Source organism: Shewanella sp. LC6 (assembly GCF_006385735.2).
GTDB lineage: Bacteria > Pseudomonadota > Gammaproteobacteria > Enterobacterales > Shewanellaceae > Shewanella > Shewanella xiamenensis.
Map to the genome: position 1 here is coordinate 1,930,004 of NZ_CP043902.1, position 24,972 is coordinate 1,954,975.

A 24,972-nucleotide genomic window follows, 5' to 3' on the forward strand; every position below is an offset into this window, starting at 1 on the left:
TTGACTAAAAATGGATGGACTGACGCAGAGAGTGTGTCGGGCAATAAAAAGCGCGGTGTAAATCAACCGCGCTTTACTATATTCGGAATATTAGTCTTGCTTATCGGATTTTTTCTTCAGACCTAGGCCGAGTTCACGTCCACGGATACGAGCATAAAACGGGAACGCGACTAACAGCGCGCCAATGAGCAGGACCTCAATAATGGCAAAGGCCAATGCATCGGTCGTGACATACAACAAGGTGAGGGCGTGCAGCATATATAAGCATAAAATAAAGCTCGCCCATGCGTAGGTGTAAGGATTACCTTTTAAAATGCCTTTGATGGGAAGCAATAAAGGCAATATCCATAATAGGCTGAATAATAATGTATATTCCCCATTTATGCCTTGACCAATAAACCAGCCGCCCAGCAGCAGAACAAGGGCAAGGTAGCCTAAGCGGCTAAGTGTCAGTAGAGAGCTTGAGGTCATGATTTTCCTAATCTAAACATCCTGGAACAGTGGTGAAATAGCCTGAACAACTTAGAGAATATTCAGTACATTTTCCGGTGGACGACCAATGGCTGCCTGTTGATTGGCCAGTACGATTGGGCGTTCAATCAATTTTGGCGTCTTGACCATGGCGTCGATAAGTTGTTCTTCGGTTAAAGCCGGATTGGCAAGACCTAGTGCTTGATACTCGTCTTCCTTAGTGCGCATTAACTCACGGGCGCTGAGTTTGAGCGTGGCTAAAATTCCACGAATATCACCGGCGCTTGGAGGATTCTTAAGGTATTCCACTATTGTGATATCGCAGCCTTGCTCCTCGAGTAGGGCTAAGGTTTCGCGGCTCTTTGAACAACGTGGGTTATGGTAAATCGTTGCTTGGGTCATAGTACTCATGCTCAATCGGCTAAAACAATGGCGCGGATGATAGCAAAAAAAACAGCGCCCCGTCAGGGTGTTCGGGGCGCGATTATAGGCTGTAGAGATAAAATGGCTGATTTTACTTCAGGGCATCCATTTCTTTATCTGCCTGTTTAAATTGGCGGATCCGTGCTTCAATTCGCGCCAGTTGTAATGGATTACCTTCCGAGGCGCGATAGGCAAAGTTCAGTTGATCGATTGCGCCTTTATAATTCGCCCCCAGTGCCATTAACTCGGCATTGGAGAAATACTCCATCCCTTGGTTACCAAGTTTCTTGTAGGCAAGATTTAGCAACTGATAGGGCAGTTGATTCTGCTTATCGAGGAAAATCATATCTTCGAGCAGCGGAATCGCTTTAGCGGGGTCACCAGCCTCGATATAGATATTGGCTAAGTTAGCGTTGATCACCTGCGAAGTGGGTTTCATTTTCCGCTGAGTTTCGAGTAACTTAGTTGCCTGGGCATAATCCTTACGTTCGTTAAGCAAATCCGTCTTAGTATCGAGATAAAACAAGTTGTTATCATCGATTTTTAATAGTTCATCGACAATTTTTTCGGATTCATCAAACTTCTTCAATCTAAACAGTGCTAATGCTTTGCCGTAGAGGGCCGCCTCTTTAAAGCTGTAGGTTTGCTTATTGAGCTGCTTTTCAAACATGCTTAATACCGCATCGTCGCTATAACTGGAAAAACGCACCTGAATACGGGCTTTAGCTAGCTGGAAGTTCAGATTATCCGGCACATAACGGTGGGGATATTGCTGGGCACGATCCCGCGCTTCGGAAATCCGTGATTCAGGTAAAGGGTGGGTTAACAGCATTTGCGGTGGCGTAGTAGTAAAACGGTAACGACTGGCGAGTTTGCCAAAGAAATCGGCGGAGGCATTAGGATCAAATCCCGCGTCAACTAAAATTTGCATGCCGATACGATCGGCTTCTTTTTCATGCAGGCGGGTGTAGTTGATTTTTGATTGTGTCGCCATGGCTTGGGTGGTTGCCAACGCGGCCATCCCTGCTTGAGGAACGGCAATCGTTAATAAAATGGCGCCGAGTAAACCAGCAACAGTCGCTGGTCCGGTTTTTTGCTGCGCTTCGAGGGAGCGTGCTAAGTGACGCTGGGTCACGTGGGTGATTTCATGGCCTAATACTGAGGCCAGTTCACTTTCGTTATCAGCATTAAGAAATAGCCCTGTGTGCACCGCAACGTGGCCGCCGAAAAAGGCAAAGGCGTTGATTTCATCATTTTGCAGCAAGAAGAAATAAAAGGGCGTTTTGACTCCCGTGGCGTGGGCGACCAATTTGTTGCCCAGTTCAGTTAAATATTGGCTCAATACCGGATCGTTCAGCATGGGCGCCGATGAGCGAATAACGCGCATATAGGCATCGCCATAGACCATTTCTTTTTCTAGGCTGAAGGTATTGACGGCGGCGGTACCCAGATCGGGCAAGTCGTTGTTGGCAAAACTCTTTGCGGCTCCACCGAGTAACATTAATGAAAGCACACTCGCCGCAAGGGGTTTACATCGGGTCAAAAACGTCAAATTACGCAAGTGGATCCTTTATTTCTTTTAAGTGTCTCAACTAAGGCTTAGGTAGCCCTTAGCTTGTAGTTTGAATTGCAACTTAGGATAATAGCCCAAGTTCGTTCATAGCAAGTTAATTATGATTTTTATTGATTTAACATCATTGCGCTGCCCCGTTCCCTTGGTTAAGGTCAAACTTGCGTTGAAGTCTGTGTCTGCTGGTGACAGCTTACATATCCTACTCTCAGACCCAGGTTCCCGCCGAGATGTTCCCACTTTTTTAAAAAAACAGGGGCATCAGGTCGTGACGTTACACGATGATGCGAGCCAGTTAGGCCTATTAATTACAAAAGTTGATTTATCGCAGGGATAATCATACACAAAGCATGATTCAATGCCGCAGTCAAAATGGCGAGTTAGCTAGCTGACTGCAACTTAACCTAGGCTTGTCAGTCATAGTTAGCAGTTAACTGATTTTCAAGCATATACACAGTTAATCTACTGCGATAAGGTTAACTCATAAGTCACTTTCCTGCCTGTTGGGAAAGCCAACCCCCATTGGAATGAATGCATGTTTAGTTTTTTTTCTCGTTGGTATCAAGAGCGATTTAGTGATCCACAGGCCGTCACCTTATTGGCCATTCTAGTGGGTTTAGCGTTAGTACTTTATTTTGCTGGTGGTTTGTTAGCCCCGCTACTTGTTGCTCTGGTGTTGGCTTTTTTACTCGAATGGCCCGTGGCGCAAATGCTGAAATTGGGGATTAATCGCACGACGGGGGCTTCCTTAGTGCTAGTGCTGTTTTTAGGGATAGTGGTGTTGCTGACCTTTGGGCTAATCCCCAGCGTGTGGCGTCAAGGGGTAAGTCTGATGACGGATTTACCGAATATGATAGATAAAGGGCTACTGACCTTGCAGGGGTTAGCGACCCAGTATCCTAAATTTATAAGTACTGAACAGCTCGATTTAATGGTCTCCGAGTTGAAGAAATTACTTGATACACAACATGTGCTCGACATTGCGAAACAGCTGATTGGTTACTCTGCGTCATTATTGGTGCTGATGGTGTACGCTATTTTAGTGCCATTGTTGGTGTTCTTTTTTCTTAAGGATAAAGATCAACTGATCCGCGGTAGTAAGCGTTTTTTCCCCACCAATCGCCAGTTGGCTCGAAAAGTGTGGTTTGAAATGCACCAACAGATCTTTAACTATATTCGCGGCAAAGTGATTGAGATTGTGATTGTCGGGGTGGCGAGCTACATCTTCTTTGCCTTTATGGGGCTGAGATACTCGGCCTTACTGGGGGTGTTGACCGGGTTGTCGGTGTTGATTCCCTATGTGGGCGCGACCTTAGTGACTCTACCCATTATGCTGGTGGCCTTTTTCCAGTGGGGTTTTAGCTCTGAGTTTGGTTATTTAATGCTAGGTTACGGCATTATTCAGGCCTTGGATGGTAACGTACTTGTACCTATCCTGTTTTCCGATGCGGTGGATTTGCATCCGGTGATCATTATTGCTGCTGTATTAGTTTTCGGTGGTTTATGGGGCGTTTGGGGTGTGTTCTTTGCCATTCCATTAGCTTCCTTAGTGAAAGCGGTGATCAATGCTTGGCCTAAAACCGAGATTGAACCTGTGGCGATAGCGCAGGTGAAGGCGGATTCGGCAGAAGCCTAAGCCGCTGGCAATAGATTAAAAACTAATAGATAAAAACTGGGCACGAGTGCTCAGTTTTTTTATACGCTAATGATTTGTACTAACAATTGTTTTACTCACTCTTGCTGCATTCATTATTGCTGTAATAGATGCTGTGCGGTGGCGGCAAGCGCCCGATAAACCAAAGTGGTTTGTTTCGCTTTGATATTCCAATGCTGCCAATAGAGGGGCACCCGAATGCGTTTTTCTGGGGTGAGCTCAATTAATATGCCTTTGTCTATCAAGGGTTTTGCCTGTAAGTGACCCACTAAACCGTAACCCAGACTTAAGTTAATCGCCTCTAAAAAACTCTCCGATGAGGGAATGCTGTGTTGCCACCATTGACCTGGCAACATTTGAAAATACTGGGCGAGATACTTTTCATGCATTTTATCTTTGGTCGAAAACACCACAGCCGGGGCTTTCGCAAGCTGCGCTTGGGTTATTTGAGCGCCGACATTATCGCTATTTTTTGCCCATTCGAAATAACGCGCCGCAAATGCTGGGGTGGCGACGCACATATATTCCATGGTTCCTAAAAACTCGCTGCTACAACCGGCCATGGGGTTGACTGTCGTGGTCACGCAACCGACGGCCTCACCGTTTTTCAGTAGGTGATGGGTGTAGGACTCATCATCGACAATCAATTCGAGCAGCCAAGCATGTCGGCTGAACATATCGGCCAATGCGGGCAAAAACCATGTCGCTAAACTGTCGGCATTGACTGCAATTCGCACCGTCGTTGGATGATTTGGGTCATCGGCATCTAACTCGGCTCTCAATTCACTCTCGAGTAGTTGCACCTGTGAATAGTGGCGCAATAAACGCTTCCCTGTTGGGGTCGCCACCACAGGTGTTGAGCGGATAAGTAAGGATTGGCCGACTCGTTCTTCTAATTGCCTAACGCGTTGTGACACTGCTGATTGGGTAATGTGCAGCACTTTTGCGGCGCGCTCGAAGCCGCCTTCGGAGACGACGACCGCAAGCGCTTTAAGATTGGCGTATTCCAACATGATTGCCGTCCTTAAGGTTATTAATTTTACTTATGATACATAAAAAACATTAGTTATATTAATTTTGTTGTTTTGTCTATGCTAGCGCCTTCTTCAGACATGAGAGGTAGTTATGCAAACGGCGTTTATACAAGGTATGGGCATTGGTGGTAGTTTGATCATTGCCGTAGGGGCGCAAAATGCATTTGTGCTAAAGCAGGGGATTAAGCGAGCTTATCCTTTGCCGATTGCGCTGCTTTGTTCAATCATCGATGCCTTAATGATCACTGCGGGGGTTGCTGGGCTTGGGCATATTATTGAAGCCTTTCCGACTATCAAACATGTGGCTAGTTTTGGTGGTGCCGCCTTTTTGATTTGGTATGGTGCGAATGCACTTAAAGCCTCGTTTGTCGCTAAAGGGATGGAGATGGATAATGCGCAAAATGCCGACACTTTGCGTAAGGCCATGCTGACCACACTTGGGATCAGCCTGCTTAATCCACACCTTTATTTAGATACAGTGGTGCTGCTGGGGAGCATTAGTACTCAGTTCGAAGATGCCCATCGTCCTTGGTTTGGTGCGGGCGCGGTACTGGCTTCGTTTATTTGGTTCTTTAGCTTAAGTTTTGGTGCGCGTTTATTGGCGCCGATATTTAGTCGTCCAGCGGCGTGGCGATACTTAGATCGCTTTATTTGGTTGACTATGTGGAGCATCGCCGCGGCAATTATTTGGCCATATATGACGGTAAATTAATGTGCCTTTTTGAAATTTTATGGCTGGTTGTCATGTTCAGGTCGATGGGGCTAATCCTTCGACCTTATTCTTATTAAGTTCAAATGGTTAAATCTACATATCGCAGGGAGTATGGGGTAGCGCACACGGCGGAAATGTTGACCTAACCGTTGAGTGTGCTTGATTTGTTTATCCCTCCCATTGAAATTACGCCAATAGGCACCATTTAATATTTATTGCTTAAGTTTTTACTTAATGGATTGCCGTTGAATTTTAGTCACATCACTTGGCTTGATGATAAAGGCCATATTAAACCGCCGATTTTTTTATATGTGATTTTGGCATTCCTCGCGCGAGGCTGGTGTATTTTTATCGCCTCCTTGACTCAAGCCAGTGATAGAGCTGAATTGGTAAGGCTCTTTTATCCTGAAAAATCAGACTTTTTACTTGCACTTGCGGCAGGTCTTGGTGCTGTAGTGCTTTATTTTGTCGTACTCGCGGAGCGGCGCCGCTCGCCCTCATGGATTCGGCCGTTGTTTGTCCATCTCAAATGGGGACTGTGGTTATTGTTATTAGTTGATGCGGTTTTACTGTCTCAGCGGTTAATTCACGGACAGTTTTTATTCCATTGGAGTTTGGCACTCGATGCCTTGGTGTTGTTTTGGTCCTGTCTTTATGTCTATCAGTCAAAACGACTGCGTTATTACCTCACGGATTGGCCGAAGGAAATAAAAACTTAAATAACATAGTAGTCTACATCTCTTTGTTATTACTGTTTTTTATGTCTTATTCGATGAAGTTAGCATAATTTATGTGTTCTATCCCTCAGTTTGATAAGCATTTTTTCACCAACAGCTTACTGATTTTGCTGAATCATCTATAGTTATATGTACTTAGCTTAAATGTACGCGCCAAGAAGTCATATTGCATTCTTGCGTGCATGAAAGGAGTCATATTGCGTGGCAAAAGCAGCTCATAAAAAATTACTACTCTCAGAACTTCAGCCCGGTATGCGGGTTAAGTTGCCTTTGTCGTGGACAAATCACCCATTCTTATTTAACCGAGTTGATATCAATAGTGCGGCTCAGATTGAGATGATCCGGGGGCTTGGTGTTCCCTATGTTTACCTCATTTCTGGCAGTAATGATGAGATTGATACTGCTGAAGAAGAGGAAGACATTGAAGATATTGAAGCCGCGCCACCAGAGCGAGATTTAAAAGCAGATACCCGTAAATCGATGCGTTTAAGTCAAAAACGTTTTTTAGAGAGTGTTAATCAGTGCCGGAATATGTATGGCAAGATAGTGAGCGATCCTGAAGGAGCATATCGCCTGTCTGCAGCGTTAGTTGAAGATTTACTCAGTCATTTACAAGAGGTGGAAAAACCCTTCTTGACCTTAGTTGGGATGGACGAAAAGGATGTGAGTGTGACCCAGCATGGTGTATCAGTGGCGGTGCTCGCCATGATGATAGGTCATGCACTGGATTTACCAGCGAGGGATTTGCGCGATATTGCCCTTGGCAGTTTATTCCATGATATTGGTAAGCTAAAAGTGCCCGATGTGATCCGTCGAAAGCGTGGTGCTCTGACTCCCCATGAAGCCAATTACTTACAGATGCATCCTAATTTTGGCTATGACATGCTTAATCGTTCAGGGCTGTTCCCCAAAGAAGTATTAAATATCGTGTTACATCACCATGAGTTTGTTGATGGTTCGGGTTTCCCTGATGGGCTCACAGGTCATAAAATTCCCATCGTGACTCAAATCGTTAGTCTAGCAAATGATTACGATCAGCAACTGAGTGGTCAGCAAGCTTCTTCTCCTCAAGTTGCCCTCGGTTACTTATTTAAAAATAGAGCCAGTAAACATTCGGAATCGTTGATTTCTGTCTTAGTCAAGATATTAGGTATTTATCCACCAGGGACCTTAGTTAAGCTATCGGATGATAGCGTTGCAAAAGTCATTATGACCACGAAAGAAGTGAGTCAGCCTCAGGTGTGGGCCTGTAAAGAAGATGGTAGTGAAGCCTCGTTACGCTTTTTAAGTGATGAGGGCGTGACAGTGCAAAAGTCTTTGCGAGTTGAAGATTTAACTGAGGGCGCAAGGCGAACATTGCAGGTCGATAAGGGGATTAGTTTTTATTTTAGTTCCTTACAAGCTTGAATCCCTTTACCAGAGTTCCGTATGCTATTGGCCAAAATATATGATTAGCAGTAAGTAGGTCAGAGATAATGGAACACACTGTGGTGGAGAAAAAGAGTGTTGCGGTTGTAGGCTGTGGGTGGTTCGGTTTTGCGCTCGCAAAACAACTTGTTCAAGCCGGTTATCGCGTGACTGGGGCTAAGCGCCAGTGTGAGGATCTTCCGGCGTTAACACACGCGGGTATTGAGGCATTCCAACTACAACTTGGTGATGAGGCTGATATTGTTCCCGATGCACAGCTGTTGCAAGACTTATTTCAGACAGACTTTCTTGTTGTTAATATTCCTCCTCGTCTAAAGCATGGTAATACAGCTTATCTTAACGAACTGAAACAACTCATCGACTTAACCCAAGGCTGGCAATATCAAGGCATAGTGTTTATTAGCACCACGGGCGTTTATCCCTCTCTTGATAAATCCATGACCGAAGCCGATGCCCAGGCCGAGTCACCTTCAGCGCAGGTGTTACTGGATGCTGAAGCTTTATTTGCTCACCAATCTAATACTTGCGTGGTGCGTTTTGCTGGACTCGTTGGACCAAAGCGTCATCCGGGGCGTTTTTTTGCAGGCAAAACCGATGTGGCTGGTGGTAATGTTGCAGTCAATCTCGTGCATTTACAGGATTGCGTCGCGGCAGTGAGTTTAATTATTGACACTAAGCTAAAGGGAGAGAAGATCGCCTCTATCTATAATCTATGCGCGCCAGAGCATCCATCGAGAAGCGAATTTTACGGTGCTGCGGCTCTGTCACTGGGATTGGCTGAACCGCAATTTAATACCCAGCTGCAACCCAGCAAAGTGATTCTGGGGGATAAAATCGTCCGCGATCTGGGATTTAAGTATCAGTTTACCTCCCCAATTACGATGCTAGCGGCCTGTTAGCGGCGGATTTACCACCTATTGTTAACAAATGTTTAAGAACAATAGCCATATTTTGAGGTATCTTAATGGCCTGTGCCTGTTGCAAACGACTTACGATTCAATGATGCGTGTTAATCATTCACTAATAAGAAGAGAATATATGAAAACCCTAACTAATCTTGTTCGACCTTTGGCTGCTTTGGCCTGTGGATTGGTCTTAAGCGCCAGTTTTGCGCTGCAAGCGGCCAGTTTTGAAGAAGGGAAGGATTATGTCACTGTCGCAGGTATGAGCGAGGCGCAAAAGCCTGTGCTGCGAGAGTTTTTTTCCTATAACTGCCCACATTGCTACAAACAGGAACCCTTTGTGGCTTCCACGGTAAAACTCTTGGGCAAGGATGTAGCCTTTGAGCGTACGCCTGTGGGGGCGGGGCGTCCTGCTTGGGAACTGAGCCAATTGGCTTATTATATCGCGCAAAAGCTCAATATGACCAAGCAAGTCCATGAGGCGATTTTTAAACAAATTCATGACAAGGGTGAGCAATTTACCCGCCCTGAGCAAGTGAAAGCCTTTTTTGTGGCTCAAGGTGCTAAAGCTGATGATGTGGATGCGGCGATGAATTCTGTTGACGCTAAATTTTCACTGATGAGTTACGATTCGCAAGCGGAATTGGCCGGGATTAAAGGTGTGCCATCATTATTGGTAAATGGCCGTTATTTAGTCACGTCTCAGGTTCATACTCCTGAAGAACTGGCTGAGTTAGTGAAGTACTTAGCCGCTAAATAATAACGTTGATACTGGCGTCTATGCTGGCGCCAATTTACCAGTTTCCCATAACCCAGCCATGCTGGGTTATTTTTTGCCTGTCTGCTGACAAATCTAAGTGGTATAGGTTGAGATGATAGCTCTCGTATTACACTCGAAGTAATACGATATTTTGTTTATATGACAGGCTATTACTACTTTCTAGTTGTTCCACTTATCACGCTAATTTGTCTCTTTCTAGTCTTAGGTTCTTCGACATTGGTCTAAGTTGCTCAAAAAACGACTTTTGCAACAAAATGTAAAATCATTGTTAAGTTTATGGTTTTAAATGATATTTTATTTTTTGCTATGTGAGGTATTTCGCAAATTAGACTAAGGTCTTGATTGTGGTCACTCCAGCTGTTGCTAGATTTAACGAGACTTAAAAATAAAACAGCACAGGGGAGTCGCTATGGCGTTTGAAAATAATGATAAAGCAAAAGGTTACTGGAACGAGAATTTACGTCTGGTTTTGGGCCTATTAGCTATTTGGGCCGCAGTTTCGTTTGGATGCGGCATTCTATTGGTTGATGTACTCAATGAAATCCATTTTATGGGATTCAAATTAGGTTTCTGGTTTGCTCAACAGGGATCGATGTATGTCTTTGTTGCGCTTATTTTTGTCTACGCGGCAAAAGCCAACGCCTTAGATAAAAAATATAACGTACAAGAAGACTAAGGAGCACAGAGATGGGTGTACAAGGATTAACTTATCTGATTGTAGGGCTGTCGTTTGCCCTCTATATTGGGATTGCAATTTGGTCCCGTGCAGGTTCAACTAAAGAGTTTTATGTAGCGGGTGGTGGTGTTCATCCTGTTGTAAACGGCATGGCAACCGCCGCCGACTGGATGTCTGCGGCATCTTTCATTTCGTTGGCGGGTATTGTTTCTTTCGTCGGTTATGACGGCAGTGTGTACTTGATGGGGTGGACCGGCGGTTACGTTTTATTAGCCCTGTGTATGGCACCATACTTACGTAAATTTGGTAAGTTTACCGTGCCTGATTTCGTGGGTGAGCGTTATTACTCCCAAGCGGCGCGCACGGTAGCAGTTATTTGCGCCATCTTCATCTGCTTTACTTACATTGCTGGCCAAATGCGCGGAGTGGGCGTGGTATTCTCGCGCTTCCTTGAGGTAGAGGTAGATACCGGCGTATATATTGGTATGGCCGTGGTGTTTTTCTATGCGGTACTCGGTGGTATGAAAGGGATTACCTATACTCAGGTTGCCCAATATTGCGTACTGATCTTCGCCTTTATGGTGCCTGCAATCTTCCTGTCTGTGATGATGACGGGTCATATCATTCCTCAAATTGGTTTTGGTGCTGAGTTACTCGATGCTGCGGGGAATAATTCTGGCGTTTATCTGTTAGAGAAACTGAATAATCTCTCTGTGGATTTAGGCTTGGCCCCTTACACCGATGGTTCTAAGAGCATGATCGACGTGTTCTGTATTACTGGTGCTTTGATGGTCGGTACAGCGGGTTTACCCCATGTTATTGTGCGTTTCTTCACCGTACCGAAAGTGAAAGATGCACGTATATCAGCGGGTTGGGCATTGGTGTTTATCGCCATCATGTACACCACAGTTCCTGCATTAGCGGCATTCTCTCGCGTCAATATGATCGAAACCATTAACGGCCCAGATCAAAAGGGTGTTGCCTATGAAACTGCGCCTGATTGGATCAAAAACTGGGAAAAAACCGGTCTGATCAAATGGGATGACAAAAATGGTGATGGCAAAATCTACTATGCCAAAGGCAAAATGGAAGATGCTGCTAGCCCTAACGAAATGAAAATCGACAACGACATCATTGTATTAGCAACGCCAGAAATCGCGAATCTGCCAGCTTGGGTGATTGCGCTGGTGGCTGCGGGTGGCCTCGCTGCGGCGCTATCTACCTCTGCGGGTTTGTTGTTGGTTATCTCAACATCAGTGTCACACGATTTAATGAAGAAAAACCTGATGCCAAATATTTCTGACAAGAAAGAGTTAATGTACGCTCGACTTGCAGCTGGTATCGGTATTGTAATTGCGGGTTACTTCGGGGTTAACCCTCCAGGATTCGTGGCGGCGGTGGTGGCATTCGCCTTCGGTTTGGCTGCGTCATCTCTGTTTCCTGCAATCATCATGGGGATCTTCTCTAAGACCATGAATAAAGAAGGTGCTATTTCAGGTATGGTGCTTGGCTTATTCTTCACCGCTGGTTATATCATCTACTTCAAGTTTGTTGATCCGACTGCAAACGTGCCTGCGAACTGGTTCCTTGGTATTTCGCCTGAAGGTATCGGTATGGTGGGTATGCTAGTGAACTTTGTGGTAGCAGCTATTGTCTGCAAACTGACCGCAGCGGCACCAGCTCATGTGCAGGAAATGGTTGAGTCTATCCGTTTCCCTAAAGGGGCGGGTGAGGCCAGCGGCCACTAACTTTCACCTAGATTAAGAGAAAAGGACGCGTTTGCGTCCTTTTGTTTTTGGTGTCAGTGCAGAGTTTGAGCCTGACTTTAGTCGTATATGGCCCAACAATCGAGCGCGTTATAGTGGGATAAAATTCACCTAAAATAAGGTGTTGCTATGAACGCCAGCGAATTACAACCCGTTGTGCAGTTTTTAACGTCTACAGCTCCCTTTGATACTTTGCCTGACGAAACCATTCGTCATTGTGCTAAGTCAGTCATCGTCGGGTATTACAGTAAAGCCTCAGGGTTTGTGACCTTTGATGCCGATGCGCCGAAATTGTATTTGGTCCGCAGCGGTGCCTTTGAGGTGCGCGATCCCGAAGGGGTATTAGTGGATAGAGTCGCCGAAGGGGAGTTTTTTGGTTTTTCGACGCTATTGTCAGGGGAAAAGGTAGTCAATCGGGTCGCCATTCTTGAAGACAGTTTGGTATACCACTTACCACAGGCATTATTCGATCAGCTACGAAGTGAGAGTCGGCACTTTGATAAATTTTTTACCCGTGCTTTTGCCAAACGGTTACGCCATGAAGCGCGTTTTAAGGCTAAAGATCTGACGACCACCAGTCGTATTAGTACCTTAATGTCATCTTCACCGATTATGATCGACGCCCACGCAAGTGTAACGCAAGCAGCCCTTTTGATGCGTAACTCGCGGGTATCGTCTTTACTCGTCACCGATAATCGTAAGCTGGTGGGGATTTTAACCGATAAAGATTTACGCAATCGAGTGCTCGCCGCTGGGCTTGATGGCCGAATTGCCGTGCATCAAGCCATGACGACTTCACCGATTTCGATTTCATCGAATGCCTTGATCTTTGAAGCTATGCTATTGATGAGTGAACATAATATTCACCATCTGCCGATTATTGATGAGCAAAATAGCGAGGAAGTGAAAGCCATTGGCATGGTGACTAGTACCGATATTTTACGCGGTCAAGGTTCGCAGCCATTACTCCTCATTGGTGAAATCGAGCGCCAACGTGATCTCGCTAGTCTCATTAGCGTTAGTAAACAAATCCCCTTGTTATTGCAAAATTTAATCAGTGCTGATGCACGGGCTGAGGAGATTGGTCGCGTGCTGACCTCGGTCACCGATGCCTTAACCCGGCGATTGATTGTGTTAAATCAGCAAATTCTCGGTGAGGCACCGATGGCGTTTTGTTGGTTAGCCTTTGGCTCGCAGGGGCGGCAAGACCAAGCCGCCTGTTCGGATCAAGATAACGGCTTGCTGGTGGCCGAGGAAATGGATGATTTTGCAAAGGGCTACTTTGATGCGTTAACCCATGCGGTTTGTGCAGGGCTTGATCAGTGTGGCTATGCCTTTTGCCCTGGTAATATCATGGCGCAAAATCCCAAGTGGCGTATGTCGCTCAAAGAATGGCAGCAGGTTTTTGAAAAGTGGGTTGTCACGCCAGAGCCTAAGGCATTGATGCATGCAAGTATTTTCTTCGATATGCGTTCGGTATTTGGCCCATTATCATTATTTGATGCATTGCAGGATAAGGTGTTGGCACAGACCAAAGACAACGATATTTTTCTCGCGGGTTTGACTGGCAATTCCTTAATCGAGTCTCCGCCCTTAGGATTCTTTCGAAAATTTGTGTTAGAGCGCGATGGCAGTGAGGTAAAAGGCATTGATTTAAAGCATAAGGGGAATGCTTTGATCAATGATATTGCTCGCGTATATGCCCTGTCTGCGGGCATTAAAGAAGTGAATACCGCCAAACGCATTCGGGCACTGATGGACGCTAATATTCTTAATCGTAAGGATGCGCTTAACTTAGCCGATGCCCATGAGTTTATCGCCCATATGCGGTTATCAAACCAAGGTTATCAACATACGCAGGGACTTGAGATTAGTAACTATCTGTTACCCGGACATTTATCTTCTTTAGTTCGGCATCAACTACGGGATGCCTTCAAGGTGGTTCATGACGCCCAGTCGGGCATGAAGATGAAATTTATGCGGAGCTTTTAATGGGCGCTTGGTTGATTAATGCTAAGTTGCAATGGCGAGCACTGCGCTGTCAGCATCAATTATTTAAGGATTATTATCAGTCCTTAATCCCGCTGATGGCGCTGCCCATCAATCGTGCTCCCTTGATGGCGATGGATTTGGAGATGACAGGGTTAGATCCCCTTCAGGATCAAATCTTAAGCATTGGCTTAGTCCCCATTGAAAATGGAGTGATCCCCCTTGGTGAGGCGCAGCAAAAATTAGTGCAAATTAATGGCAGCGTCGGCCAAAGTGCAACGATTCATGGGATTCTCGACAACCATTTAATCCAAGCGGTGAGCATTGAGGAGGCTATGGCATGGTTTATTGCTCAAACCCGTGGCCGAGTATTAGTTGCCCATCACTCCCCACTGGATTGTCGTTTTTTACAACAAGATATATTGGCTATCTACCATCAAGCCGTTTTACTCCCCGCTATAGATACCTTAGTACTTGAGAAACAGCGGTTATTACGTGAGCATTCGGTACTTAAAGAAGGAAGTCTAAGGCTTGGGGCCTGTCGAGAGCGTTATCACTTACCGATTTACGGTGCCCATAGTGCATTAACCGATGCGTTAGCTTGTGCGGAGTTATTATTAGCACAAGTTGCGGCCATGGGGGGAGGTGCAGATATTTCGGTCGGGGATTTACTGACCTAATCACGTTAAGCCACTTCATTCGCGATATTTTCTGGAACAGAAGGCTTTTCATATTTGATTAATGGCTCATTGACTACACTCACTACGAGTGAGGCATTTGCGATTGCTTAGCTTATACGGTGTTTGGTTGCTCTCGCCAAGTTATGTTGAGCAAGTGGTGCACACGAGTATTACTGCGTGGTTTGGAGTGTTAAGCGAATAGGAGAAGATCATGCCACTACCGTTACTATGGATTGGCGGTGCAGCGATGGGCGCATTGATGCTCGCCGATGAACGCGAAAAGCGACAACAGCTTGAACGCAATCGACTATTAGGCAGCGTTCCTCGCCAAGTAAGCACAAAGCAGGCGATGATTACTGCGCCGAGCCAATGGCAAAAGGGTTTTAAGCAAGTCACGCCACAACCTGGAAGTATCGTTTGTTGTTATGTGTTTGGGGTGATTGAGCATACTGGGATTTGGTTAGCGGATGATTGCATCGTGGAGTTACATGGCTCAGGGCTTGTTCGAGCCGTATCGGTAAAGCGATTTTTAGCGGGCCGAACAGGTAGCCAAATTTTTATTGCCTGTAATCATCAACATCAACCGCTTATCGCTAATACCATTGTTAATCGAGCCGAGCGGGCGATTTATCAGTACCGTGAATATGACCTGTTTGACAATAATTGCCACCGATTTGTGTGGTCATGTCTGTGCGGTGAAGAACGAGCGATTAAAAGCTTTAATGAGTTAAATCAAAAACTCGCAGCTTATTTTGGGCAGGGGATTTACTGGGATGAAATGCATTTAGCATCAGCGCTTACAGATATATAAAGGCCATCCAATGATGGCCTTTATATGCATAAACTTACTTACAGAAATAGTCTACAGCGCGTTTTACCAACTCGATTCCACTTTGATCGCAAGGCGGTAATTGGGCATCACTGATTTGCACTGGCGTGATACGTTCACCCCATTGCAATAGCAATGCAGCAGAGGTTAATCCCGCACCAAAGGCGCAAGAAAGAATGGTTTGGTTAGGTTTAATTAACCCTTTTTCGAGTGCATCACAAATCGCGATTGGAATCGTTGCCGCCGATGTATTGCCATAGTTAGCAATATTCACAAAGGCTTTTTCTTTAGGGATCTTCATGCGGCTAACGAGGGTATCAATAATGCGCTCGTTCGCTTGATGTGGGATCACTAAATCAACTTCATCCTTATCGACGCCGCATTTTTCCAGCACTTGAGTGCTTAACTTATTCATACCATTAATGGCGCGTTTAAAAATTTCTTGGCCATCAAATTGGATGTAAAAGTCTAATGATTCGGCGGAGAATCGATCCATCGCGGTACCAAAACCCGCTTTGAGGATGTCTCGGCCATCGGGATCATTATTCAGCTCATAGCCTAATACGCCACCAGGGATATCGGTCGCTTCCACGACAACTGCGCCCGCGCCATCACCAAACAATACGGCGGTTTCACGGCGAGACCAATCGAGGTAGAAAGATAAGCGTTCGGCGCCCACAACGAGGACTTTCTTGCATTGACCACTCTTGATCTGTGAGCTAGCTAAACCTAAGCCGTACAAAAAACCACTGCAGGCGGCGTTGATATCAAAGGCTGCGCAGCTTGCACCAATATTGGCCTGCACTGTTGAGGCTATATTGGGGATCAAAGTATCTGGGCTAGCGCTGGCTAAAATGATCATATCAATTTCGCTGCCCTCAATCCCAGCCGCTGCAAGCGCACGCTTGGCGGCAACTGAGGCTAATTCCGAGGTGTTCACATGGCTGATATGACGTTGACTGATCCCTGTGCGTGATTTAATCCATTCATCGGACGTTTCGATAAACGTGGCAAGATCATCGTTAGTCAAAGTGGCGGGTGGAACACATTTTCCCCAGCCAGTGATTGTGGCGTACTGCATGGTGTTTTCTCTCAAATAAAAAAGGCAGAACCTTTAGTGCTGCCTCAAATCGACAACAAAGCTTATCGGTATAACGAATGACAGTCCGTGATCTATACCACCTGTTTGGCGACCAGATCCCGAATTGTCATTGCGGCATGCAAAATATGATGTCGCAGTAACGCCGTGGCTTTCTCTGTTTCTCTTTGCTTACAATAATTGAGCAGTTCGCGGTGCTCGTGCTCTGCTGCGGGAATGCCTCCTGCGAGCAGTAATTGCAAACGAATATATCTATCGCAGTTGGTATTGAGGCCATGTACGACCTCTAGCGTATGTGGGCGATTGGCGGCTTGGTATAAACAGGTATGAAACTGTGTATTTAGCTCGCTCCAACTGGCGACGGCATCTTCATGTTTAAAGGCTGATTCCAATTGTTCTAATACGCGTTCAGCTCTTATTAAATCTTCTTCTTGAAGTCGTGGAATGGCTTTGGCGAGCAGATCCGTCTCGATCATGGCGCGCAACTCAAACAGCTCGGTCACTTGTTCAACGGATAATTCAGTCGCCGTTGCCCCTTTATGGGGTTCGAATTTTACCAGCCCTTCAGCTTCAAGTTGCAGCAAGGCTTCTCTTACCGGAATGCGGCTAACATTCAATGCTTCGGCTAGTGCGCTTTGTCTGAGTGGTTCTCCTGCGGCTATATCACCCGAAAGTATTTTCTCTCTGAGCACCTCTACAACTAACTGGGTGCGGGTTTTATGGACTATAGGCGTAGTTCGACTCATTATGACCGTCTATTTTTAGGTGTTTTATTGTTATCCGTGCAAGATTACCGTTAAAAACAGCACAAATAAAGGGAAAGCTCGATTGAGCTGCGCATCGACTAGATGGCTAAAACAATTATTCGCGGACGAATTCGCCCTTAAAGATGTGTTAATCGACCATTTATAGGCGTTACGATGGCAAATGAATTGTCAGAATATGAATCAAGCTCAAATTGCTAAGTGGTATCCGTCAACTTCGCGGTGCAATTTTTTGCAATGGATGGAATAATAGTAAAATTACGCATTAAGCGCTGTTTTTTGTGAGTGGAGTAGTACTGTGAGTGCAGTCAATCGAGCCGTATTTTTAGACCGTGATGGTGTGATCAACAAAGATCATGGTTATGTGCATCAGGTGGATGACTTTGAATATATAGAAGGTGTGTTTGAAGCCTGCCTTGCATTAAAGCAAATGGGATACAAATTGGTGGTGGTCACCAATCAGTCGGGGATTGCCCGTGGCATGTATACCGAAGATCAATTCCACAGTCTCACCGAATGGATGGATTGGAATTTTGCCGATAAAGGTGTCGACCTCGATGGTATCTATTATTGCCCGCACCATAATGAAAAAGGTCTCGGCGAATATAAAGTCGATTGCGATTGCCGCAAGCCAAAACCTGGCATGCTACTCGATGCGGCAAAATTCCTAAAAATTGAATTGTCGCAGTCGGTGATGGTGGGCGATAAAGCAGACGATATGCTCGCGGCTAAAGCGGCAGGGGTGCCAACACGTATCCTCGTCCGTACTGGTAAAGCCATTGCGGATGATAGCGAGGCGTCTGTGGTGCTCGATAGCATTGCCGATGTACCGGTTTTTTTAAAGAAGTAGCCTATTCTTGCAACTTAAAGCGTGCATCAATCTATTTGAGCCGTGAGATTGAACTTGAAGGGCGAGCTTAACAACAAAAAAGTGCGGTATTGGCTTTATCGTTTTGCTTAGTGACCGATGCTAACGGCGTTATCAGGCGATAAAGATAGCCAAAGTGATGGAAATTACAGCGAAATAGGCGCTAAAACCTAGGTTTGGTTTAAAAAATGCGCATTCACATCGCTTTTTCTAATTATTTTGCCTAAAGGGGTTGCGGTAAAATCTGACATCCCTATAATGCGCATCCACTGGCCCAGCGGGGTCAACGGTGAAAGCCAAAAGCGCTAAATGCTTAAGGTAAATAACCACGCTCTTTAACAATTTATCAAGCAAATCTGTGTGGACACTCACAGGTGTTGAGTTAATCGAAATTACTCTGCCGTTTGGCGAGTAATCAAAATTTACATCAATGAATGAGTGTTCATAGCAATATGTACATACAGTAATGTATGAATTGAAACGCGATGCTTCTTAGTGAGCAAAGCGAATCAAAACAGTAGAATTCATTGAGTCGTTTAACGCGAGTTAAACAAAAAACTTTTAATTGAAGAGTTTGATCATGGCTCAGATTGAACGCTGGCGGCAGGCCTAACACATGCAAGTCGAGCGGCAGCACAAAGGAGTTTACTCCTGAGGTGGCGAGCGGCGGACGGGTGAGTAATGCCTAGGGATCTGCCCAGTCGAGGGGGATAACAGTTGGAAACGACTGCTAATACCGCATACGCCCTACGGGGGAAAGGAGGGGACCTTCGGGCCTTCCGCGATTGGATGAACCTAGGTGGGATTAGCTAGTTGGTGAGGTAATGGCTCACCAAGGCGACGATCCCTAGCTGTTCTGAGAGGATGATCAGCCACACTGGGACTGAGACACGGCCCAGACTCCTACGGGAGGCAGCAGTGGGGAATATTGCACAATGGGGGAAACCCTGATGCAGCCATGCCGCGTGTGTGAAGAAGGCCTTCGGGTTGTAAAGCACTTTCAGTAGGGAGGAAAGGGTGAGTCTTAATACGGCTCATCTGTGACGTTACCTACAGAAGAAGGACCGGCTAACTCCGTGCCAGCAGCCGCGGTAATACGGAGGGTCCGAGCGTTAATCGGAATTACTGGGCGTAAAGCGTGCGCAGGCGGTTTGTTAAGCGAGATGTGAAAGCCCTGGGCTCAACCTAGGAATAGCATTTCGAACTGGCGAACTAGAGTCTTGTAGAGGGGGGTAGAATTCCAGGTGTAGCGGTGAAATGCGTAGAGATCTGGAGGAATACCGGTGGCGAAGGCGGCCCCCTGGACAAAGACTGACGCTCATGCACGAAAGCGTGGGGAGCAAACAGGATTAGATACCCTGGTAGTCCACGCCGTAAACGATGTCTACTCGGAGTTTGGTGTCTTGAACACTGGGCTCTCAAGCTAACGCATTAAGTAGACCGCCTGGGGAGTACGGCCGCAAGGTTAAAACTCAAATGAATTGACGGGGGCCCGCACAAGCGGTGGAGCATGTGGTTTAATTCGATGCAACGCGAAGAACCTTACCTACTCTTGACATCCACAGAAGATTGCAGAGATGCGGTTGTGCCTTCGGGAACTGTGAGACAGGTGCTGCATGGCTGTCGTCAGCTCGTGTTGTGAAATGTTGGGTTAAGTCCCGCAACGAGCGCAACCCCTATCCTTATTTGCCAGCACGTAATGGTGGGAACTCTAGGGAGACTGCCGGTGATAAACCGGAGGAAGGTGGGGACGACGTCAAGTCATCATGGCCCTTACGAGTAGGGCTACACACGTGCTACAATGGCGAGTACAGAGGGTTGCAAAGCCGCGAGGTGGAGCTAATCTCACAAAGCTCGTCGTAGTCCGGATTGGAGTCTGCAACTCGACTCCATGAAGTCGGAATCGCTAGTAATCGTGGATCAGAATGCCACGGTGAATACGTTCCCGGGCCTTGTACACACCGCCCGTCACACCATGGGAGTGGGCTGCAAAAGAAGTGGGTAGCTTAACCTTCGGGGGGGCGCTCACCACTTTGTGGTTCATGACTGGGGTGAAGTCGTAACAAGGTAGCCCTAGGGGAACCTGGGGCTGGATCACCTCCTTACCTATACGACTAACTCGATGTTTGGTTGGTAAGAAACTGCTCCATGCGTTTCTTACACACGGCACATCCATGTGCCTGAGTGTTCACACAGATTTGCTTGATAGAAGATAGAGTAAAAGATGGGTCTGTAGCTCAGCTGGTTAGAGCGCACCCCTGATAAGGGTGAGGTCGGTGGTTCAAGTCCACTCTGACCCACCAAATCTTCGTTCTCCTTTGTTAAATTAACACTCGTTTAGTGAACTAAACGTCGCGTTAATTTGCCGCGGATAACGTGATTTGGCAAACCAATCCTTTAAGAGGTTTGGAACATCTTATTTACTCGCACTGCATGTAAATGGGGCTATAGCTCAGCTGGGAGAGCGCCTGCCTTGCACGCAGGAGGTCTGCGGTTCGATCCCGCATAGCTCCACCATTTACTGCATTATGGTTAGAGATGCCAAAGATAAACTAAAACATTATCTTTGGCTTTTTTAAGCCCGCTCTTTAACAATTTGGAAAGCTGATAGTAATTAACACAATGATGTCTGTCGTTGTGTTAATACGAAAAAATTGAGTTCTTAAAACACTTGTTAAGTGTCTTGAATATTCAAGTCTAAGGCGAGTCCATCTTCTTGGTCGAAGATGAGACAAGTAAAACCAGCTGGTCGCAACAATTCAAGTGGCTCACGTAAGTGAAACCTATTTGGGTTGTATGGTTAAGCGACTAAGCGTATACGGTGGATGCCTTGGCAGTCAGAGGCGATGAAGGACGTAGTAACTTGCGAAAAGCGTTGGCGAGCTAGTAACAAGCATTTGAGCTAACGATGTCCGAATGGGGGAACCCGACCGCATAAGCGGTCATCATGTGGTGAATACATAGCTACATGAGGCAAACGAGGGGAACTGAAACATCTAAGTACCCTTAGGAAAAGAAATCAACCGAGATTCCCCTAGTAGCGGCGAGCGAACGGGGATTAGCCCTTAAGTCAGAGGGGTGTTAGTGGAATGGTCTGGAAAGTCCAGCGGCACAGGGTGATAGCCCCGTACACGAAAACTAACCTTTGATGAAAACGAGTAAGGCGGGACACGTGATATCCTGTTTGAATATGGGGGGACCATCCTCCAAGGCTAAATACTCCTGACTGACCGATAGTGAACCAGTACCGTGAGGGAAAGGCGAAAAGAACCCCTGTGAGGGGAGTGAAATAGAACCTGAAACCGTATACGTACAAGCAGTGGGAGCGGTTCTTGAGACCGTGACTGCGTACCTTTTGTATAATGGGTCAGCGACTTACGTTTTGTAGCGAGGTTAAGCGAATAGCGGAGCCGTAGGGAAACCGAGTGTTAACTGCGCGTTTAGTTGCAAGGCGTAGACCCGAAACCCGGTGATCTAGCCATGGGCAGGTTGAAGGTTGAGTAACATCAACTGGAGGACCGAACCGACTAATGTTGAAAAATTAGCGGATGACTTGTGGCTGGGGGTGAAAGGCCAATCAAACCGGGAGATATCTGGTTCTCCTCGAAAGCTATTTAGGTAGCGCCTCGAGCGAATACCATTGGGGGTAGAGCACTGTTAAGGCTAGGGGGTCATCCCGACTTACCAACCCTTTGCAAACTCCGAATACCAATGAGTACTACTCGGGAGACAGACGGCGGGTGCTAACGTCCGTCGTCAAAAGGGAAACAACCCAGACCGTCAGCTAAGGTCCCAAAGTGTATGTTAAGTGGGAAACGATGTGGGAAGGCTTAGACAGCTAGGATGTTGGCTTAGAAGCAGCCATCATTTAAAGAAAGCGTAATAGCTCACTAGTCGAGTCGGCCTGCGCGGAAGATGTAACGGGGCTAAACATACCACCGAAGCTACGGGTGCAATTCATTAGAGTTGCGCGGTAGAGGAGCGTTCTGTAAGCCGTTGAAGGTGAAGGGGTAACCCACACTGGAGGTATCAGAAGTGCGAATGCTGACATGAGTAACGATAAAGGGGGTGAAAAACCCCCTCGCCGAAAGACCAAGGGTTCCTGTCCAACGTTAATCGGGGCAGGGTGAGTCGACCCCTAAGGTGAGGCCGAAAGGCGTAATCGATGGGAAACAGATTAATATTTCTGTACTTCCGCTAACTGCGATGGAGAGACGGAGAAGGCTAGGCTAGCGCGGCGTTGGTAGTCCGCGTTTAAGGTGGTAGGTGGGTGACTTAGGCAAATCCGGGTCACTATACACTGAGAGCTGATGACGAGTCCCCAAGGGGATGAAGTAGTTGATGCCATGCTTCCAGGAAAATCTTCTAAGCTTCAGGTTAGCGGGAATCGTACCCCAAACCGACACAGGTGGTCGGGTAGAGAATACCAAGGCGCTTGAGAGAACTCGGCTGAAGGAACTAGGCAAAATGGTACCGTAACTTCGGGAGAAGGTACGCTCCTGTTGGTGATGAGACTTGCTCTCTAAGCTGACGGGAGTCGCAGATACCAGGTGGCTGCAACTGTTTATCAAAAACACAGCACTGTGCAAACTCGCAAGAGGAAGTATACGGTGTGACGCCTGCCCGGTGCCGGAAGGTTAATTGATTGGGTTATCGCAAGAGAAGCTCATGATCGAAGCCCCGGTAAACGGCGGCCGTAACTATAACGGTCCTAAGGTAGCGAAATTCCTTGTCGGGTAAGTTCCGACCTGCACGAATGGCGTAATGATGGCCACGCTGTCTCCAGCCGAGACTCAGTGAAGTTGAAATTGCGGTGAAGATGCCGTATACCCGCGGCTAGACGGAAAGACCCCGTGAACCTTTACTATAGCTTGGCACTGAACATTGACCCTACATGTGTAGGATAGGTGGGAGACTATGAAGTTGGAACGCTAGTTCTGATGGAGTCGTCCTTGAAATACCACCCTTGTAGTGTTGATGTTCTAACTTGGCCCCATTATCTGGGGTAAGGACAGTGCCTGGTGGGTAGTTTGACTGGGGCGGTCTCCTCCCAAAGAGTAACGGAGGAGCACGAAGGTTGGCTAAGTACGGTCGGACATCGTACGGTTAGTGCAATGGCATAAGCCAGCTTAACTGCGAGACAGACACGTCGAGCAGGTACGAAAGTAGGTCATAGTGATCCGGTGGTTCTGAATGGAAGGGCCATCGCTCAACGGATAAAAGGTACTCCGGGGATAACAGGCTGATACCGCCCAAGAGTTCATATCGACGGCGGTGTTTGGCACCTCGATGTCGGCTCATCACATCCTGGGGCTGAAGTCGGTCCCAAGGGTATGGCTGTTCGCCATTTAAAGTGGTACGCGAGCTGGGTTCAGAACGTCGTGAGACAGTTCGGTCCCTATCTGCCGTGGGCGTTGGATGATTGAGGGGAGTTGCTCCTAGTACGAGAGGACCGGAGTGAACGAACCGCTGGTGTTCGGGTTGTCATGCCAATGGCATTGCCCGGTAGCTATGTTCGGAATCGATAACCGCTGAAAGCATCTAAGCGGGAAGCGAGCCCCAAGATGAGTCATCCCTTGGACTATAAGTCCACTAAAGAGCCGTTCGAGACTAGGACGTTGATAGGTCAGGTGTGTAAGCGTTGTGAGGCGTTGAGCTAACTGATACTAATGACTCGAGAGGCTTAACCATACAACCCAGATGGGTTTTGCTAAGTAGCACTTAGACGAATAGAAACACTTAAGAAGTGTGAACTCAAACCAGCTTTCTAAATTAAAGAATCAAGGTTAATTACGCAGGTAATTGTGCGGCTGACAAAGCCGTGACGCGCGAAGGGCAGAGTGTACGGTAGTACATGAGGTCAAAGATGTTCCTTACATCTAATGACACTTCCTCCATCCATGGAGGTCGCAGTAGTGAGGAAACAATGCCGTCAGACGTAGAATTAACCAGTAAGAATTTGCTTGGTGACAATAGCATTGTGGTCCCACCTGATCCCATCCCGAACTCAGAAGTGAAACGCAATCGCGCCGATGGTAGTGTGGGGTCTCCCCATGTGAGAGTAGGTCATCGCCAAGCGCCTAATTAAACAATGAAGCCAGCTGAATAAGCTGGCTTTTTTGTTTTTAGTGTTTTCAATTTCAACGTTCTATTCTTCACAATACTTCTCTAAGTATCTTTAATTTTTCGCCTCATACAGAATATAAACAGAGAGCCCCTCTTTGCTCCGTTTTCTTCATTCTCCAACACCTTTAGCATCATTCATTTAAATGGTTACTTGGTCTAAATACTGTAGTGCATTGAGACCCCTTTGATTTTTGTCCTTATAGGACTAATCAGTAAATTTAAAGCTTGGACTCTTTGTATGCTTGTTTAAGGGTGAGTCAGAACCTTATTGTTAGCCCATTTTTGCTTTTGGTTTCATCTTGGCTGGTATCTTCATTCCGTCATTTCTCCTCAATAAAAATCTCTGCTTTGCCGTTTCATTAACGAATATTCATTTTATCGGTCGTTCACTAAGGATCTCTCAGACACTTGCTGCTGATCTTATGTAAATTGGTCTTACCAATTTACATTCGTCGATTAAATT

Annotated in this window: 19 protein-coding genes, 2 tRNA genes and 3 rRNA genes; 18 read left to right on the top strand and 6 right to left on the bottom strand. The window is 46.5% G+C overall.

Annotation, left to right across the window (positions count from 1 at the left end; translation table 11 throughout):
- Positions 1-90: 90 nt before the first annotated feature.
- The 3 genes from FJD32_RS08685 to FJD32_RS08695 form a co-directional block, all read right to left on the bottom strand.
- A complete protein-coding gene (locus tag FJD32_RS08685; RefSeq protein ID WP_140906629.1) occupies positions 91-471 on the bottom strand; it encodes a DUF2069 domain-containing protein in 381 nt (126 codons plus the stop codon).
- A 51-nt stretch (positions 472-522) separates the two neighbouring features.
- Complete coding sequence (gene arsC, locus FJD32_RS08690) at positions 523-873, bottom strand: arsenate reductase (glutaredoxin) (protein WP_140906635.1); 351 nt, start codon at positions 871-873, stop codon at positions 523-525.
- Positions 874-985: 112 nt separating this feature from the next.
- Positions 986-2,455: a M48 family metalloprotease gene (locus tag FJD32_RS08695; RefSeq protein ID WP_047535243.1), complete on the bottom strand. Its 1,470-nt coding sequence runs from the start codon at positions 2,453-2,455 to the stop codon at positions 986-988.
- A gap of 112 nt (positions 2,456-2,567) precedes the next feature.
- On the opposite strand from FJD32_RS08695, the gene FJD32_RS08700 reads away from it, so the two are divergent.
- Both FJD32_RS08700 and FJD32_RS08705 read left to right on the top strand, forming a co-directional pair.
- Positions 2,568-2,801 carry a sulfurtransferase TusA family protein gene (locus FJD32_RS08700; protein ID WP_037419895.1) on the top strand — a complete coding sequence of 78 codons (234 nt, stop codon included), beginning with the start codon at positions 2,568-2,570 and terminating at the stop codon, positions 2,799-2,801.
- Positions 2,802-2,999: 198 nt separating this feature from the next.
- Entirely contained in the window at positions 3,000-4,100 is a 1,101-nt protein-coding gene (locus FJD32_RS08705) for an AI-2E family transporter (RefSeq protein ID WP_037419898.1), read from the top strand.
- Between the two features lie 113 nt (positions 4,101-4,213).
- Here FJD32_RS08705 and FJD32_RS08710 read toward each other — a convergent pair whose 3' ends face one another.
- Entirely contained in the window at positions 4,214-5,131 is a 918-nt protein-coding gene (locus FJD32_RS08710) for a LysR family transcriptional regulator ArgP (RefSeq protein WP_086904489.1), read from the bottom strand.
- 112 nt (positions 5,132-5,243) lie between these two features.
- Here FJD32_RS08710 and FJD32_RS08715 point away from each other — a divergent pair, with 112 nt between their 5' ends.
- The 10 genes from FJD32_RS08715 to FJD32_RS08760 all read left to right on the top strand — a co-directional run bounded on the left by FJD32_RS08715 (position 5,244) and on the right by FJD32_RS08760 (position 15,634).
- The gene (locus FJD32_RS08715; RefSeq protein ID WP_023266289.1) at positions 5,244-5,864 is read left to right on the top strand and encodes a LysE/ArgO family amino acid transporter; all 621 of its coding nucleotides are present in this window, start codon (positions 5,244-5,246) and stop codon (positions 5,862-5,864) included.
- A gap of 245 nt (positions 5,865-6,109) precedes the next feature.
- The gene (locus FJD32_RS08720) at positions 6,110-6,583 is read left to right on the top strand and encodes a DUF2919 domain-containing protein (RefSeq protein ID WP_037426787.1); all 474 of its coding nucleotides are present in this window, start codon (positions 6,110-6,112) and stop codon (positions 6,581-6,583) included.
- A 219-nt stretch (positions 6,584-6,802) separates the two neighbouring features.
- Positions 6,803-8,008, top strand: coding sequence for an HD-GYP domain-containing protein (locus tag FJD32_RS08725; RefSeq protein WP_055646941.1), 1,206 nt, complete (start codon positions 6,803-6,805; stop codon positions 8,006-8,008).
- A 68-nt stretch (positions 8,009-8,076) separates the two neighbouring features.
- Complete coding sequence (locus FJD32_RS08730; RefSeq protein WP_140906630.1) at positions 8,077-8,928, top strand: NAD(P)-binding domain-containing protein; 852 nt, start codon at positions 8,077-8,079, stop codon at positions 8,926-8,928.
- A 139-nt stretch (positions 8,929-9,067) separates the two neighbouring features.
- Positions 9,068-9,691, top strand: coding sequence for a thiol:disulfide interchange protein DsbA/DsbL (locus tag FJD32_RS08735; protein ID WP_055646939.1), 624 nt, complete (start codon positions 9,068-9,070; stop codon positions 9,689-9,691).
- A gap of 430 nt (positions 9,692-10,121) precedes the next feature.
- Entirely contained in the window at positions 10,122-10,388 is a 267-nt protein-coding gene (locus FJD32_RS08740) for a DUF4212 domain-containing protein (protein ID WP_011622295.1), read from the top strand.
- 11 nt (positions 10,389-10,399) lie between these two features.
- A complete protein-coding gene (locus FJD32_RS08745) occupies positions 10,400-12,136 on the top strand; it encodes a sodium:solute symporter family protein (protein ID WP_037426792.1) in 1,737 nt (578 codons plus the stop codon).
- A gap of 147 nt (positions 12,137-12,283) precedes the next feature.
- Positions 12,284-14,146, top strand: coding sequence for a DUF294 nucleotidyltransferase-like domain-containing protein (locus FJD32_RS08750; protein WP_140906631.1), 1,863 nt, complete (start codon positions 12,284-12,286; stop codon positions 14,144-14,146).
- Entirely contained in the window at positions 14,146-14,823 is a 678-nt protein-coding gene (locus tag FJD32_RS08755; RefSeq protein ID WP_140906632.1) for an exonuclease domain-containing protein, read from the top strand. Before FJD32_RS08750 ends, FJD32_RS08755 begins: the two co-directional genes overlap by 1 nt.
- Before the next feature lie 211 nt (positions 14,824-15,034).
- The gene (locus tag FJD32_RS08760) at positions 15,035-15,634 is read left to right on the top strand and encodes a lecithin retinol acyltransferase family protein (protein ID WP_047533632.1); all 600 of its coding nucleotides are present in this window, start codon (positions 15,035-15,037) and stop codon (positions 15,632-15,634) included.
- A gap of 34 nt (positions 15,635-15,668) precedes the next feature.
- On the opposite strand, the gene FJD32_RS08765 is transcribed toward FJD32_RS08760, so the two are convergent.
- Positions 15,669-16,733 carry a ketoacyl-ACP synthase III gene (locus FJD32_RS08765; protein WP_140906633.1) on the bottom strand — a complete coding sequence of 355 codons (1,065 nt, stop codon included), beginning with the start codon at positions 16,731-16,733 and terminating at the stop codon, positions 15,669-15,671.
- A 92-nt stretch (positions 16,734-16,825) separates the two neighbouring features.
- Complete coding sequence (locus tag FJD32_RS08770; RefSeq protein ID WP_037419935.1) at positions 16,826-17,497, bottom strand: GntR family transcriptional regulator; 672 nt, start codon at positions 17,495-17,497, stop codon at positions 16,826-16,828.
- 316 nt (positions 17,498-17,813) lie between these two features.
- On the opposite strand from FJD32_RS08770, the gene gmhB reads away from it, so the two are divergent.
- The 6 genes from gmhB (at position 17,814) to rrf (ending at position 24,461) form a co-directional block, all read left to right on the top strand.
- Positions 17,814-18,365 (top strand): D-glycero-beta-D-manno-heptose 1,7-bisphosphate 7-phosphatase, encoded by a 552-nt coding sequence (gmhB, locus tag FJD32_RS08775; protein WP_140906634.1) that lies wholly within the window; start codon positions 17,814-17,816, stop codon positions 18,363-18,365.
- A gap of 580 nt (positions 18,366-18,945) precedes the next feature.
- A 16S ribosomal RNA gene (locus FJD32_RS08780) occupies positions 18,946-20,488 on the top strand.
- A gap of 121 nt (positions 20,489-20,609) precedes the next feature.
- Positions 20,610-20,686 (top strand) — tRNA-Ile (locus FJD32_RS08785).
- Between the two features lie 138 nt (positions 20,687-20,824).
- A tRNA-Ala gene (locus FJD32_RS08790) sits at positions 20,825-20,900 on the top strand.
- Between the two features lie 281 nt (positions 20,901-21,181).
- Positions 21,182-24,074: ribosomal RNA gene (locus tag FJD32_RS08795) — 23S ribosomal RNA — on the top strand.
- A 271-nt stretch (positions 24,075-24,345) separates the two neighbouring features.
- Positions 24,346-24,461 (top strand): 5S ribosomal RNA (rrf, locus tag FJD32_RS08800).
- Together the 16S, 23S and 5S rRNA genes with 2 tRNA genes alongside form the textbook arrangement of a ribosomal RNA operon.
- Positions 24,462-24,972 lie beyond the last annotated feature (511 nt).